Here is a 14,018-nt window from a genome sequence, read left to right as displayed (position 1 = left end):
AGCAACCGCCTGACCAAGCAGAGGTGCAATCTGATGCTTGCGGGCATAAACCCCTTTAGTGCTGACCCAAATCGTCATTATGCCGACACAACCTCAGACTCGAAATGACGCTGGATACGGGCCAGATCTTCCTGCGTATCAACCCCGTGTGGTGGCGCCTGCTCAACACGGGCAACGGCGATCTTGATGCCATGCCAGAGTGCACGCAATTGCTCCAGGGATTCCAACTGCTCCAAAGGGGAGGCGGGGAGATGGCTGAGGCCTGTCAGGGTACTGACCCGATAGGCGTACAGGCCAATATGCCGTAACCAGTGCGGCGCTATGGCCGCAGCGTTATTACTGGATTTCCCACTAGCCTGTAATTGCGCGAATGTGTCACGATCCCACGGAATGGGTGCTCGGGAAAAATAGAGCGCTTGGCCCACTATATTCGTCACGACTTTGACGCACTGCGGGGCCATGACCTGCTCGAAATCCACGATGGGGCAAGCCAGGGTGGCGATACCGCTTTCCTGATCCGCAGCCAGCGTATCGGCTGCCAGTTGGATAAGATGGGCGGGGAGCAGCGGTTCATCGCCTTGCACATTGACCACAATTTCATCGTCAGCCCATCCTAGCCGAGCAGCGACTTCGGCCAATCTGTCTGTGCCGCAACTGTGATTGATATCGGTCATCACCACATTGGCGCCAAAAGCTACAGCAACCTCATAGATACGCTGGTCATCGGTCGCAACCCAGATATCAGCAGCACAAATGCCAGTTTCCAATGCGCGTTGCCAAACATGCCACACCATGGGGCGGCCGCTGATAAGAGCGAGTGGCTTTCCTGGCAGGCGGCTTGAGCCATATCGGGCCGGGATTACAATTTTGTACGACATATAAAATCCATAAACTCAGAGCGGGCAGAGACGAAAAAGGAGCCCCCGTAGTTGCCCCTTTTTATACGAAAGAGAAAAGATGTCTGCGCCGAAACACTTAGATCAGAGAATCTTCCAGAAAACGGTGAGCACGGGTGACCTGATCAATCTCTGCCAACACGGTCAACATCTCCTCCATCACTGAAAGAGGCAGCATATTGGGGCCATCACTCAACGCCTTGGCTGGCTCCGGGTGAGTTTCCATAAAGAGGCCATCCACACCAACCGCAACAGCCGCCCGAGCCAACACAGGAACAAATTCCCGCTGGCCACCACTGGTGGCACCTTGGCCACCCGGTTGTTGCACCGAGTGGGTCGCATCAAACACCACTTTACAGCCGGTGCGGCGCATGATGGGCAGGCCGCGCATATCGGAGATCAGAGTGTTATAGCCAAATGAAGTGCCACGATCGCACAACCAGATATCCTGGTTGCCCACTTCATGACACTTCTTGACGACCTGCTCCATATCCCAGGGCGCCTGGAATTGCCCTTTCTTGATATTGACCGGCTTGCCACAACGAGCAACACGCTGAATAAAGTTGGTCTGGCGAACCAGAAACGCCGGGGTCTGCAATACATCGACCACGGACGCCACCTCTTCAACCGGGGTGTCTTCATGAACGTCGGTGAGTACCCGCAAACCATAGGTCTCTTTGACTTTCTGCAGTATTTGCAGACCACGTTCCATACCCGGGCCACGGAAGCTACCGGTAGAGCTGCGATTGGCTTTATCGAAGCTGGATTTGAAAATATATTCCATACCTAGATTATCGGTAATTTCTTTAATTCGACCGGCAACATCTATAACCAGTTGCTCGGATTCAATAACACAGGGACCTGCGATTAAAAACATAGTGCGTCACACCAATAAATATAATTGTAAGTTTCAATGAAAAGCATAATCTTTTTTAAAGTATGGTGTATTTAAAAACATCCATCCTATTAGTAAGATACGTTTATGCCAGTGAGCATATCAATGCACAAAGTGTTTATATAAGCGAACCGCATTTAACAACATAGCTTTTTGCCGGTCTTGTCGATCAGAATGTAAAGGCAGCATCGATAAAAACAGCAACACTACCAGTGGCATTACATCCTTGATCGTCACACTATCCAAAAATGGTATGCTCATAAAGCCTTCTTGGACCATCGACAATCGTGAATCAATTTCAAAATGTATGACTTCATAGCCATCAGCATCGATATCAAACGTGTATCGACCGGCTATGATAAAATCATACAAACCAATGACTGAGTGCGTTAGTTTTGCCAAGTCATATTTCTGATCGCCGTAAATAGAGAAATCACCGTTAACATTGATTCCACGAGGATCGACCACCTTCAGGCGTTCGGAACGTGAATCAAACAGAATGTTGCTAAAGCAAATGTCCCCGTGCATAACTGCCGGGATCACGGGCATTGCCAGCACGCGCTTTATACAATCATCAGCAATCTGTTCTACCGATAATGGTTTTTCATCCAGATATGTAATTTCTGCGTTGGTAGAGAACCCTGTTTCCTTAGCATACTGTTCTAGCCTGGAAATAGTCTTATCCCGATACAGAGAATAAGTATCATGGGAGATGTTACTCATTTCCATACAGGTCAACTGACAAACTTCTCTGGCATCCGAGAAGAACTTATTCAGCAAGGAAAACTTCTGCATCCAATAAGAAACAGGATTTCTGCCATGGACAAACAGTTCATTCAATGGCAGATACGGTAGATATTCCAACGCATAAAAACGTCCGCCTTCGGGTAGTACACCAGCATCCAGCAAGTGAGGGGTATATTTTTTGATCGCCAAAGGTACTGATTTGAACCAGCGCTCTTCGGCTTCTATTTTTTCCGCAGGTGTGCCGGTTTTATAAAGAACACCTTCACTGACCCTTAATGAATTAAATGACCGTTGCGTAGTAATTCTTGAGCGCGAAGAGAAATAGGTATTGACATGCCCAAGATCAAACCAATCTTGGCAATTTGCCAATGTCAGCGGTAGGACAGTACCATAATGACGCACTGCTTTTACAAAATGCCCCCGGCTCAAGGCCAGAGCACGCAAGAATTCACGCTGTGAAGAAAAAGAAAAATAGCCAGACCAGACCAGATCGTCTGACGCTTCTTCCGATCCCGGCGATTCCACTTCCCATTCATAGTCACCGCGCGAACGTCCAACCGAAACGACATCCAGTTGATCGGGCAGATCCAATATGAGTGTATCGCCGTGCAAGAGTCGTACAGCTTCCTCTCCGTCAGATGCGATATTAAGGATATAGGTCAATGCCTCTGCGAGAGTGAACCCGTCCGGCACGGCAATTGCCTCGATATCAAGCATTTGCAATAGATTACGATCATCTAATGTCAGTTCGTAACTTGCAGGCAGCGACACCACGATACGTGAACCAGAAAATTTGCGCAGGGTAGCCACCTGATGCTGCACCAACTTTTGGTTGCCCAATGGTAAGAGGCAGGGGGGGATGGTACCCAGCTCAGTTCGGAACTCGGGTACGACATAGGCGGCAGAGTTGATGACGATCATTGATGGGCTCCGAGCAATATCTTTATTTCCTCGGCAGACATGGCAACAAATTCCTGTGGTCTGATGGCGCGATCATCGACATAAAAACCTTCGGTGCCGCACCACGGCTTGCCCGTGTAAATTTCGTCATAAGGAACCTGATGCTTTGTCAGCCACCCGATGATCACAGGCAGCGTATTGGCATTGATTTTCCCGATATTACCAGCATAAGTTCTCATATTTCGGCTGGTGCTGATCACTATCTCGAAGCCCAATGCCTTGAACTCGCGCATCCGCTCAATAACATCAAGTTTTGGTACCGAATTTGCGTAATCACCATTCACGGTGGAGCAAATGGTTTCATCAAGATCCATTATAATTCGTTTCATTATACAGCCTTCTTTAGTAGCGTCTGATACTCATCAGGCGTTCCACAAAAATCGATCTGTTCCATGCCAATGACCGCGTATTTAACCACGCCACCAGTGCTGATTAATTGATTGTAAAGCGGGGCAATATAGAATTCCCCTTTTACCTGTTCATTCAGTGCCAGGGCTTGTTCAAAAATTTGTCTAAATTGCAGTTGACTTTTAAAGTAATACAAACCATCGCTGCAAAGATCAGAAATACGATCTTTTTCAGTGGTGCGAACCACCGAAAAATCACCCCCTGGCTCGACAAAAGACCAGTGTTCACCATCCCCCTTGAAGACTTCCAGATAACCATCGCACGCATCGAGGAAACCAGGTTTTTGGTAGTCATAGCGGATGGTATCGATATTGAAGATGGTCACCGGGAAGTCACTCGCGTATTCGCGCAAGGCGAGATAAGCGGTCTCGGCTTGCCCTCGCGTATCGTGTTCCAGTTCAACCGTATCGTATCGGGAGATCCCCAATTTCTGTACCGCATCGGCAACAAAAGCCTTGGCAAAACCATCGGGGCGGACTACAAACAGAAAGTGTTCGCTATCAAAATAGCGTTCGAATGAATGTATCGCCCAGTCGAACATGGTGCGGCCGTGTAAATCCAGCGCATATTTAGGTAATGCATAACCGGCGCGGGCGAAGCGACTGCTCAACCCTGCCATAGTGATAAGAATCATTTTATTTAAATCTAATGTTGTTTTTTCTGCAAGCGTTGAAATGAGACATAAACGCCTTCATTTCCTCGTGGAGTCCATTTTGGGAAATGTCGTTTATTAATGCATCTTCAATGTCAACTAGATTGATAGCTAACGAAGTTGTGAAGTAGCTTCTTTTGGGTTTGGCAACTTTAATATTTAATCCATTTAATAAAAGGTGATTTGCTAAGAGAGCCTCGGCGGCAAAATAAGTCGCATCTTCATCAAAGAGATTGCTATAAGCTAATCTACCAGTATCGGTAATTTTTTCCCATAGTGAGGAATATAGCTCCATCGCTTCCCTAGAACCAATAGCAAACTGATCACCATAGCCAACTGCTGAAACGTAGCTGGTGTATATGAGATTTCTATCTCTAGATACATCATCAATATATGAATGCAAATCGTCGATGGAGATATCAAGGTCTGGCCGCCACCTAATGACGACATCATAGTTATCGCAGTGAGCTGTTTTTTTTATTAGGCTATTGGCTGCATGAATCTTATAGAACATCTTTGCTTGATTGAAATTCCCCCTATGGCGTAAACCGGCATATTCTTCTATCTTTTCTTCAAACGCTGATTCACATTCAATGTTTACAATTGCATCAGGAAAGTATGTCCTTAAATATTCCTCAGTCACGTCTAGTTCCAACGGTTTAGAAATGAGACTAGTAACTTCCGGAAACAGACGTCTGAAGCCGTCAGGCATTTTTGCTATATCGGGTAATAACGCCCACAAACTATCCCCCAAATAGCGCTGTACTCGGGAGAATCTAGGAAATGTTAGTCGTCCCTTACTCCAGGTATCAATAAAAACATCGCAATTTTCAATTGAGTTTTTGACACTAAGGATATTTTGATAGTTATCATCTAGCCCTCTTATCTGTCCGGAAAGGCAGATAGCAACACGGTTTTTGCTATGAGACCGAGTTACCATCGGGGACGAAACGGGCTTGCTCAAAAATTCGCTATGACGATTATATAATCCGTTTGTAAGAAATTCTGACTCAACAAATTGTCCGCTATTTATGCTAAAGTTGAATGAGGACTTCTCAACAAAGGAAGATACCCTAGCATAATCAGGCATCCCAAAGAATCCCGTCAATAACAGGTCATTCAATGGTTTGCCTAATAAGACCATCACTCTGGTGAGTAAATAAACAATTTGCTCATTGTAGCAGCGCTTGATAATTGCTCGTCTGAGCACATCAAAAGCCCTCTCGATCTCTCCAATATTAAGATAACTTTTTGCTGCGAGCTCAGAAAATTTGGCATCAGTACAATGCTTCTCGGCTTCAATTCTAAAGAATAACACTCGTGAGTTAATATCTAGTTCGTTTTTCATCGGTAAGATGGCAAGATTGAAAAACTCAGATGTCCGTATTCCTAAAGAGTATAAATAAGATATTAAGTTTTGGGCCGCGTCATATTTTTCCTCAGCAATCAATAATGAAACATCTTGCAGAGACTGATGTGCCACATCAGTTTTTTTATCAGAAATCCACTTTATTTCCTCACTAAATCCGCCAAATTTTAACAGCAGTGTATCGCACAGAAGAAATTTGCTTATATCAATGATGACTTTTCTTACACCATTGACGTTTAGAATTTCTTCTCGTCGTTTAGCCGGTAGATAATCCAGTAATGAAATTATCTCAGGAAAGTGTTTAGATAAATGCAATCTGTTAATCATGCGACCGATGACTAAAGGATGCCAAGGGGATTTTTTTTGAATTTTATATAAAAAATCCAAAGAAACTTCGCCATATCCCTTTGATTGAAGTTCATCGTGAACGGTTAAATATGGCCGAACACCTCCTAAGCCTTGATCAATCATCAGCAGTGATATTGCTAGGCGTGCATGACTATCTGAGATAGATTCTTGCAATGCACTCTGTATTTCAGGTGCAGCCAATTGCTTATCAAAAAATTCAAAATAAATTTCACTTATCTTTTCAAAAGAACACTCACTCACAGTGCCTTTCATTCGTTGTAAAGCAGAAAAAGCCATATTTATTTACTCTCCCTTGAAAAATAAGCTTTACCCATTCTTCTGACAACGGCACTTTGTGAATCGTCAAAGAAGTCTCTCGGGCTGCGAATGAATTTACTATATTTTTTCTGGGAGACAGTCTTCGCAATGATGAATGATATCATCTTTCTTTTAAATCCATTCGGAGCATGAGCACTCACGAGGTCATCAATGGTCGCTACTTTGCCATTTCCCTTGGCGGGATTAGTTTTGGCAGAGGCGCTACTGAGAGCATCGCGACCAATTTGCCATACACAGCCCCTATTCAGTTCATTGAGTTTTGGCAAAATTATTTTTAACCCGGCACCACCATATGCATCTTCAAATACAACGCCACACATTATCTTGGCATCTACCGGATGTGGTGCTGAGAAGTATTTATCAAGCGCTCGCATCGATTTATTGGGTTCGATATCCAGCTTATAAATCCAGGAACCCATCACTGTTGAGCATGTCTCAATAAACTGCAAGGCTCCAGCGTGAATGCGTGTAACAACAGTTTCGCGGATCTCCTCTTGTGGGAAGCGACTCATATGCATCGGGCGCATTACACCATTCCAGTCTTTTTCCATCTTTATAAAGCTGGTTTCGGTATTGGAGAACAGCGTCTCATATAATGGAACAAATTTGCAGAACGGGTGGTAAGTATCGTGACGATCGACAAAATTCGCCAGATAACCCTTGGCAGACAGACCGTTCTTTTCGATACGCTGTATCGCTTGGCGGAACGTCATCAGGTAGTAACCCTGAATCTCTTTTTGACGCCCCGTCAATTCGTAGAGAGACTCTTGCATAGTACCGGCATAACCAATATCGACGATGGCGATATTACCGTTGTCGAGTACCCCCTCTTCTTGCAGGTATTGCAGATAGTGATTTCGTTCACGTTCGGCAACTGCGAAGATCTTGCTCTGATGTGCCAACAAGATCTCTTTAAGCACGGCACGATGCTTGGCATTAATGCGGGAGTCGCTGGCAAATCCATACAGCTTGAGCACGGCAGGATCGATATCACTCTCTTTCAACCCGAAACGGGCATTGAGCAAATGAGCGATCGATGTCTGTGCATAATCGACGTTGAGCAGGTCAATGATGCCAGATTCATCCCTGATCTTGGACAAATTGACCGCCCGGCGCGAGCAGAGCAAATAGTGGCTCTTTGGTGCATTCGGATAATTCTTGGCCAGCAGATCATAGGCCTTTTTCATGATCAGGCCATCGCGCGACAAGAAGTACAAGCGATCCATCTTGTCACGAATAGATTGTTCCAATATCCATTTAGCGTAGCCAAGTAGGAAAGTGCCAAAGCCATAGTAACCCAAACGCCAGGCGTCACCGCTAAACAGCGTGCCGCGCCGGCTTGGCAGATAGGGGTTGTCTTGCAATGTATTGCCTACCAAAGAGAGCAGCATCTCAGCATCCAGACTGTGTCGCTCTTCATCCCGGGTCCAGAGCGACGTGTAGGCATCGGATTGCTCAAACACCTCCGATGCCTTGACCAAGTGGAAAGGTTTAATGCCCCGATCCTTTGCTTTTACCACATCAGCTTGCAGGTTATCTCCAACATGCAGAATCGATTGAGCCGGTACATTCAATTCTGCCAATACATGATCGAACAACCTGCCGCTATGCTTCTTCTGCTTTGCGGTACTGGAAACAAAAATTCTCTCGTAACCTTGATAACCATTCTTGTGTAGGATTTTTTCCAGAAAGTCTTGGGGCAGGTACATATCGGAAATGATGATGACGCGTTTTCCAAGACTAATTGCCAAGTTAAAGGCTGTCTTGGCGCTCTCGCGTACATAGAGCAGATCATATTCCAGCTGCATTTCAAGTGCCTTGACTTTTTCAGTCTGAGCAGGAGTGCAGCCTGTTAACACTTGAAAATGCTCATAGATTTCGTCGATATGCGTCTCACCCTCACCACGGGCAATCGCCGCTTCGAAAGCCAGTTTCTCACTTTGACGACGAATATCCTTGAACTGGATATGGTGCCTGCCTATTAAATGAGCAGCATCGTCCGACATGAAATCGAACATATCGGAGGGACGCTTGAATGGTCTAAAGAGCAAGGTGTCGAAGATATCGAATGACACGATGTCATGTTTGCGAATCTGTTCTGACAAGTTTGCGCAGTGAGTGAGAGTATGCGCATCGGTGATGCTCTTCGCAAAACCGGAGTTTTTAAGATACGCTTGCTCTCTACGCATGGAGGAAAAATCTTGTAAAAAGGCTTCTTCGGAGGTCCACCATTCAGATTGTGCAGGGTTTGCAAACGCAGTTAGCCAAGCAGCAAAATGTTGTGGCTTAGTTTTTATCCATTCCATCGGATAGTTAGCGCCGAGGATATCGCGCTTAATAAGATCATCTTGATAGACAGTTTCATTCTTTTCTACTTGCTGAATGAAAATGTCAAGACTTTCGGCCGTGTTGTACTTACTTATATGACTAGAACCGATAGAAAATACCGGTTTACCCCAATATGCTGCCTGATATCCGACAGAAGAGGAAATAGTATACACACCATCGATAATTGGTAATAGCAACTGAGATACCGATGGAATAGCATTGAACTTTTCAATATAAATGAAATTATCAAATTTGCTGCGCAGATAACGAACATTTTCTTCGCTCAATACCGAGCTTTTTAGACGACCAGACCAGTAATTTGTTACTAACACACCTATATTGGGTGGTGTTCGTTGCAGTAGATCCAGAACAATGTCAAACTGACTCTTTCGTTGTAACAAGTAATCAACCATAAAATATTGATCGATTTGCAGTGGCAGTAATACAAGGGCTTGGAACTTTTGCCTGTATCCATTCACATGCGGTTCCACCAGATTTAGGGAGTGGAAGAAGTTCTTATCTTGTAAGCGTAGATTTTCTAATGTTGCATCGATATAGGATTTTTTTGGCGCGGAAAGTTCAGATTCTGTTGCCTTGTCCAACAATCCCACGTCAAATTTTATCATTTCAGGGAAGGGGGCTCGCGAGAAGAAACCGGGCATCTGGTAGATAATCTTTGCATCCGGGAAAATCTTCTCTAGGTAATAGGTTGGTGATTCCCAAACGATAATAACATTTGGTAGGAAACCATCGGGGAGTTGAGCAAAAATAATTCCCCGCAGCCGTTCTATCTCTCCATCTTTATAGTCATTAGATTGATGACGTATTGAGCGTTCAAACGAGTTTTCTCCTTTGGTCCACTCAAAATGGTCAATAGTAGAAACGGAATGCAAATCTTCCAGAAGATCATCCTGCATGGCTCGATTGGCCACGGCTTCACCAGCGATAAGATGCGTTTGTGCGCCGCCGGAACGTAATGCTTTTATCTGGTGAACAAGGGAACTTCTTAGTGTAGCAAAACGAAATTCAGGGTTACCAAGTTCAATTGATGGTTCTAAAAAAAACAAATAATTCATGCTCTATCCAAAAAGTTTAAAATAATATAAAAATATGCTTCAGCATCATCCATTAGCGAATTTAATGGATGGTGACTTGTGACTTGTGACTTGTGACTTGTGACTTGTGACTTGTGACTTGTGACTTGTGACTTGTGACTTGTGACTTGTGACTTGTGACTTGTGATATGTATGTGTGCATATTAAATACTGTTTGTCGCTATGTATTGGCAACAATATTGGACTCAATATGACGATATATCACTCGGATTTTTAATTGAAGAAATCAATTATTCCGACAGGGGCATTTGTATCATCTACAACCAGCAGCTGTTTAACTTGACGTTCGCGCATCAACTCTTCGGCATCACTTAACATGGAGTTATGAGTCGCCGTGATGGGATTCAGACTCATAATATCTTTGGCCTTAAAAGTATTGAAATCGAAATCATGGCGCAGCATCGCACGACGCAGATCTCCATCAGTAATCACACCAATCAATGTCTTTTGTTCCATGACCAAGGCGATGCCATGTTGATCTTTGGTCATTCCAACGATGACCTCTTTGAGAGCCGCCTCAGGAGTCACCTTGGTCAACTTGGTACTCATGATATCTTTAAGGCGAGTCAATAAACGACGGCCTAGACTGCCACCAGGATGAAACTTGGCAAAGTCATTAGGCATAAAATGGCGCTTGTTCATCAAGGCTGAAGCAAGGGCATCACCGATTGCCATAGTCAGCGTAGTAGATGTGGTCGGGGCAAGATTATTGGGACAGGATTCACTCTGCATTCTGATCTCCAGCACTGCATCTGCATTTTTAGCGAGCGTGGATTGTATACCACCTGTGATGGCGATAATGCGGTTATCGAAGTTTTTAAGAGAGGGGATCAATTTTAAAACTTCATCGGTCTCGCCGCTGTTAGAGATTAATATGACAACGTCATCTCGGGTAATCATCCCCAGATCGCCGTGAAAGGCTTCTGCTGGATGCACAAAGAAACTGGGTGTGCCGGTGGAGGCCAAGGTGGCGGATATTTTTCGACCAACATGACCGGACTTACCCATACCGCAAATAATGACGTGCCCCTTGGATTGGAACATCAATGAGAGAGCCAGCTTGTATTGCGCTTTGTTAAATTCTGCTGCTAACGTCAGCAGCGTATCCCCTTGCTGTTTGAATGTTTGCTTTATGCTCTCGATAACATCCCCATTAAATGGCACTTGATCATAAAAGCTGCGGATATCAACAGTATGTTGGTTTTTCATAGTCTCTTATTTACCCGTGTTTATTTTTGTTAATTGCAAGTCTTATATCGAAGAATCAGATCTCAACGGCCTGTTAGTCCTGATGCTCACGCAAGGTAGCGAGGCCCATCACAACCAGCCCATAGAAGAGGAGCAGCAGTACGCCGACGGTGGCCAGGTTATAGAGGCGGCGAGGGTATTCCGCATCCTGGGCAAGGCTTGGTTGACTGATAACCAGCAGGTGTTTGAGCTTGCGGTATGCCTCCACCCTGGTCTGCTCCAGACTGATGAGTCCCGTCTTGTAGAGATCTGCTGCCAGAGTGGCCTGGGTTTGCACATCCATGTAACCGGCGTTGATCTCGTTCATGGCATCCTTGTCCAAGCCAGTGAGCTTGGCACGTTCCTGCTCCAGTTGCCGGGTCAAGGCATCGACCCGACTCTGCACCGAGATGACCGCGGGGGCGTTCTCTCTCATATAGCTGCGCAGTTGTTTGAGCTGCGCCTGCTGGTTCACCAGTTCGGCCTCGATCTGGCTGACGACCCCGAGACGGGCGCTGCTGGTGGATTCCGGGCTGATGAGCTGGTGGCTGTTTTGAAACGCCAGTACCTTGGCCTTTTCGTCCTGCAACCGTTGGTAGGCGCGATCGACCTCTTTCTCGACAAAAGCCAGCTGATCCAGCGCGACCTGGTGCCCCAGTTTGTTGATAAAGCGTTCGGACTCTTTCAGCATCAGACCTACGACTCGCTGGCCATATTCTGGCTCAAACGCCTGCAACTCTATGGTGAGCACGCCCGACAGTTCATCCAGTCGCAGTGTCAGGTGCTCACGGTAATATTCGATGAAGTCTTCTCGGCTGACATCCTTTGGCAGGCGTGAGAAGTAGTCGGCCTTGTCACTCTGGTAATGGGACTTGAGGCCAAGCTCCTTGTCGAGCTTGGCGAGCAGATCCCAGGATTTCAGATAGTCCTGCACCAGTAATACATCCTGATGATTGCTGCCACCTATTCCCAGCATCGACAGGGCGTCGGGCAACATTTTAATCTGATCAGCCTGCTTGATGATGATCTCCGACCGGCTCACATAACGGTCTGAGGCGATGATACCCAGATAGATGGCAGCGATGGCGAAGCAGGCCAATACCCAGAGGAAGCTGCCAAGTTTTAGGCTTTGTTGCCAGGATCGGTGGGCAATTTGAAAACCACTGGAGTCGATAAAGAAACGTTTTGGCTCGTTGCCGAGCTTGCGCAGTTTGCGTACCAGGGGGGATGGTCTTTCGGAACGGATAGGTTGGGTCATATTGGGTGCAGCTTGTTAGAGATTCTGATAAATGCGGATGGCATTGTCGATATCGTCGAAGATTTCCAGGGTGCCGTTGCGTAGTAAAATACCCATATCGCACTGTTGTCGCAGATTTTTCATATCGTGGGAGACCATGATAAGGCTGGCGGTCTCGCGCTTCTGATTAAAGGTATCGATGCACTTTTGTTTGAAGCGGGCATCCCCCACCGAGGTGATTTCATCGGTCAGATAGATATCGAAATCGAAGGCCATGCTGACGGCAAAGGAAAATTTGGACCTCATGCCGCTAGAGTAGGCTTTTATGGGCAGTTCAAAATGCTGACCTATCTCGGAGAACTCCTTGACCCACTCCTCGACTTCCTGAGTATCGCGCACCCCGTGAATACGGCAGACGAAGCGGGTATTCTCCCGCCCGGTCATACTCCCTTGAAAGCCACCGCCAAGGGCCAGCGGCCAGGAGACGCGACAATGACGCGTCACCTTGCCCTTGCTTGGGGTATCCATGCCACCCAGCAGACGAAGCAGGGTGGATTTGCCTGCTCCGTTGACCCCCAGAATACCGATATTGCGATCCCGTGGCAGATCGATGCTCACATCGCGCAGCACATAGTTGCGGCCAAACTTGGTGGGGTAGTACTTGGATACATTGTCGAGAATGATCATGTTGTTTTAACTCGCGATCAGTCGGCGATGGCTCAGGCGATAGCAGCTCATGGCAAAAGTCAGTAACAACAGTGTTACGCCAAAGAGAAATGCCCAGCTCACACTGGGGCTGTTATAGCCAGCGATCCAGCCACTTCGGATAAGCTCCAAGGCATGTACCAGCGGATTCCATAAAAACCAGTGCTGATACTGGGGGGGGATGCTTATCAGCGGAAACATCACACAAGAGATAAACATCAATGGCATCATTAGTAGGTCGAGAAATTTGCTTGCCTCCTGAAACAGGTTGCAGAGAACACAGAAGATGATACCGAGAGAAAATGAGAAGATCATCAGCAGGAAATAACCGAGGATCACCTGCAAAGGGTCGGCGGGTATGGCATCGAAACCAAACCAGAGCAGTCCCAATATCAGGATGATGCCTACGATCATGCCAACCATCATTTCGAGCATAAAGCGGGCAATAAAGGTCGCGAAAGGAGTTACCTGCCGGTAGCAAAATAATCCCATATTGGCACCGACTGCGGACTGCAGCTTGCTCACGACATTCTTAAAAAAGAGAAATGGTAAATAGCCGGCGGTTATAAAAAGTGGGGCCGGCGCCCCCCCGAAACCGCTGTGGCCACGTAACCCGAAAATCAGGCTGAAGGCGCTAATCATTAGTAAAGGATCGATCAAGGCCCAGGCGTAGCCCAGCCGGTAACTGCCAAAACGGGTCTTTAGTTCACGGATAAGCAAACCAAACGTCACATCACGCAGTACCTGTAAAGGCGTTCTAGGTATTTGATTGAGAATGGGTTTATGCATGGC

At 46.3% G+C, this 14,018-nt stretch carries 11 protein-coding genes; all 11 read right to left on the bottom strand.

Features of this window, described 5'->3' with window-relative positions:
• Positions 1-77: 77 nt before the first annotated feature.
• Positions 78-878, bottom strand: coding sequence for a 3-deoxy-manno-octulosonate cytidylyltransferase (kdsB, locus tag ACLHZ1_RS09270; protein ID WP_427261846.1), 801 nt, complete (start codon positions 876-878; stop codon positions 78-80).
• A 97-nt stretch (positions 879-975) separates the two neighbouring features.
• Positions 976-1,773 carry a 3-deoxy-8-phosphooctulonate synthase gene (kdsA, locus tag ACLHZ1_RS09265; protein ID WP_427261845.1) on the bottom strand — a complete coding sequence of 266 codons (798 nt, stop codon included), beginning with the start codon at positions 1,771-1,773 and terminating at the stop codon, positions 976-978.
• Between the two features lie 120 nt (positions 1,774-1,893).
• Positions 1,894-3,459 (bottom strand): hypothetical protein, encoded by a 1,566-nt coding sequence (locus tag ACLHZ1_RS09260; RefSeq protein WP_427261844.1) that lies wholly within the window; start codon positions 3,457-3,459, stop codon positions 1,894-1,896.
• Positions 3,456-3,827: an HAD-IIIC family phosphatase gene (locus ACLHZ1_RS09255; RefSeq protein ID WP_427261843.1), complete on the bottom strand. Its 372-nt coding sequence runs from the start codon at positions 3,825-3,827 to the stop codon at positions 3,456-3,458. The genes ACLHZ1_RS09260 and ACLHZ1_RS09255 overlap by 4 nt, the downstream gene beginning before the upstream one ends.
• Complete coding sequence (locus tag ACLHZ1_RS09250) at positions 3,827-4,525, bottom strand: glycosyltransferase family 2 protein (protein WP_427261842.1); 699 nt, start codon at positions 4,523-4,525, stop codon at positions 3,827-3,829. Before ACLHZ1_RS09250 ends, ACLHZ1_RS09255 begins: the two co-directional genes overlap by 1 nt.
• 16 nt (positions 4,526-4,541) lie before the next feature.
• On the bottom strand, positions 4,542-6,572 hold the full coding sequence (locus ACLHZ1_RS09245; protein ID WP_427261841.1) for a hypothetical protein: 2,031 nt from the start codon (positions 6,570-6,572) through the stop codon (positions 4,542-4,544).
• A 2-nt stretch (positions 6,573-6,574) separates the two neighbouring features.
• A complete protein-coding gene (locus tag ACLHZ1_RS09240) occupies positions 6,575-10,018 on the bottom strand; it encodes an HAD family hydrolase (RefSeq protein WP_427261840.1) in 3,444 nt (1,147 codons plus the stop codon).
• A gap of 252 nt (positions 10,019-10,270) precedes the next feature.
• The gene (locus ACLHZ1_RS09235) at positions 10,271-11,266 is read right to left on the bottom strand and encodes a KpsF/GutQ family sugar-phosphate isomerase (RefSeq protein ID WP_427261839.1); all 996 of its coding nucleotides are present in this window, start codon (positions 11,264-11,266) and stop codon (positions 10,271-10,273) included.
• Between the two features lie 73 nt (positions 11,267-11,339).
• The gene (locus tag ACLHZ1_RS09230) at positions 11,340-12,542 is read right to left on the bottom strand and encodes a sugar transporter (protein WP_427261838.1); all 1,203 of its coding nucleotides are present in this window, start codon (positions 12,540-12,542) and stop codon (positions 11,340-11,342) included.
• 15 nt (positions 12,543-12,557) lie between these two features.
• The gene (locus tag ACLHZ1_RS09225; RefSeq protein WP_427261837.1) at positions 12,558-13,208 is read right to left on the bottom strand and encodes an ABC transporter ATP-binding protein; all 651 of its coding nucleotides are present in this window, start codon (positions 13,206-13,208) and stop codon (positions 12,558-12,560) included.
• A 6-nt stretch (positions 13,209-13,214) separates the two neighbouring features.
• The gene (locus tag ACLHZ1_RS09220) at positions 13,215-14,015 is read right to left on the bottom strand and encodes an ABC transporter permease (protein ID WP_427261836.1); all 801 of its coding nucleotides are present in this window, start codon (positions 14,013-14,015) and stop codon (positions 13,215-13,217) included.
• Positions 14,016-14,018 lie beyond the last annotated feature (3 nt).

It is taken from the genome of Aeromonas sobria (assembly GCF_050266975.1).
Taxonomy (GTDB): domain Bacteria; phylum Pseudomonadota; class Gammaproteobacteria; order Enterobacterales; family Aeromonadaceae; genus Aeromonas; species Aeromonas sobria_B.
The sequence above is the reverse complement of the archived record's forward strand: the minus strand, read 5'-3'. Positions and strand labels throughout refer to the sequence as shown.

Coding starts and splice junctions, on each gene's coding strand:
- ACLHZ1_RS09225 (WP_427261837.1), bottom strand. CDS start 13,208: ATGATCATTCTCGACAATGTATCCAAGTACTACCCCACCAAGTTTGGC.
- kdsA (WP_427261845.1), bottom strand. CDS start 1,773: ATGTTTTTAATCGCAGGTCCCTGTGTTATTGAATCCGAGCAACTGGTT.
- kdsB (WP_427261846.1), bottom strand. CDS start 878: ATGTCGTACAAAATTGTAATCCCGGCCCGATATGGCTCAAGCCGCCTG.
- ACLHZ1_RS09250 (WP_427261842.1), bottom strand. CDS start 4,525: ATGGCAGGGTTGAGCAGTCGCTTCGCCCGCGCCGGTTATGCATTACCT.
- ACLHZ1_RS09230 (WP_427261838.1), bottom strand. CDS start 12,542: ATGACCCAACCTATCCGTTCCGAAAGACCATCCCCCCTGGTACGCAAA.
- ACLHZ1_RS09235 (WP_427261839.1), bottom strand. CDS start 11,266: ATGAAAAACCAACATACTGTTGATATCCGCAGCTTTTATGATCAAGTG.
- ACLHZ1_RS09245 (WP_427261841.1), bottom strand. CDS start 6,572: ATGGCTTTTTCTGCTTTACAACGAATGAAAGGCACTGTGAGTGAGTGT.
- ACLHZ1_RS09240 (WP_427261840.1), bottom strand. CDS start 10,018: ATGAATTATTTGTTTTTTTTAGAACCATCAATTGAACTTGGTAACCCT.
- ACLHZ1_RS09255 (WP_427261843.1), bottom strand. CDS start 3,827: ATGAAACGAATTATAATGGATCTTGATGAAACCATTTGCTCCACCGTG.
- ACLHZ1_RS09220 (WP_427261836.1), bottom strand. CDS start 14,015: ATGCATAAACCCATTCTCAATCAAATACCTAGAACGCCTTTACAGGTA.
- ACLHZ1_RS09260 (WP_427261844.1), bottom strand. CDS start 3,459: ATGATCGTCATCAACTCTGCCGCCTATGTCGTACCCGAGTTCCGAACT.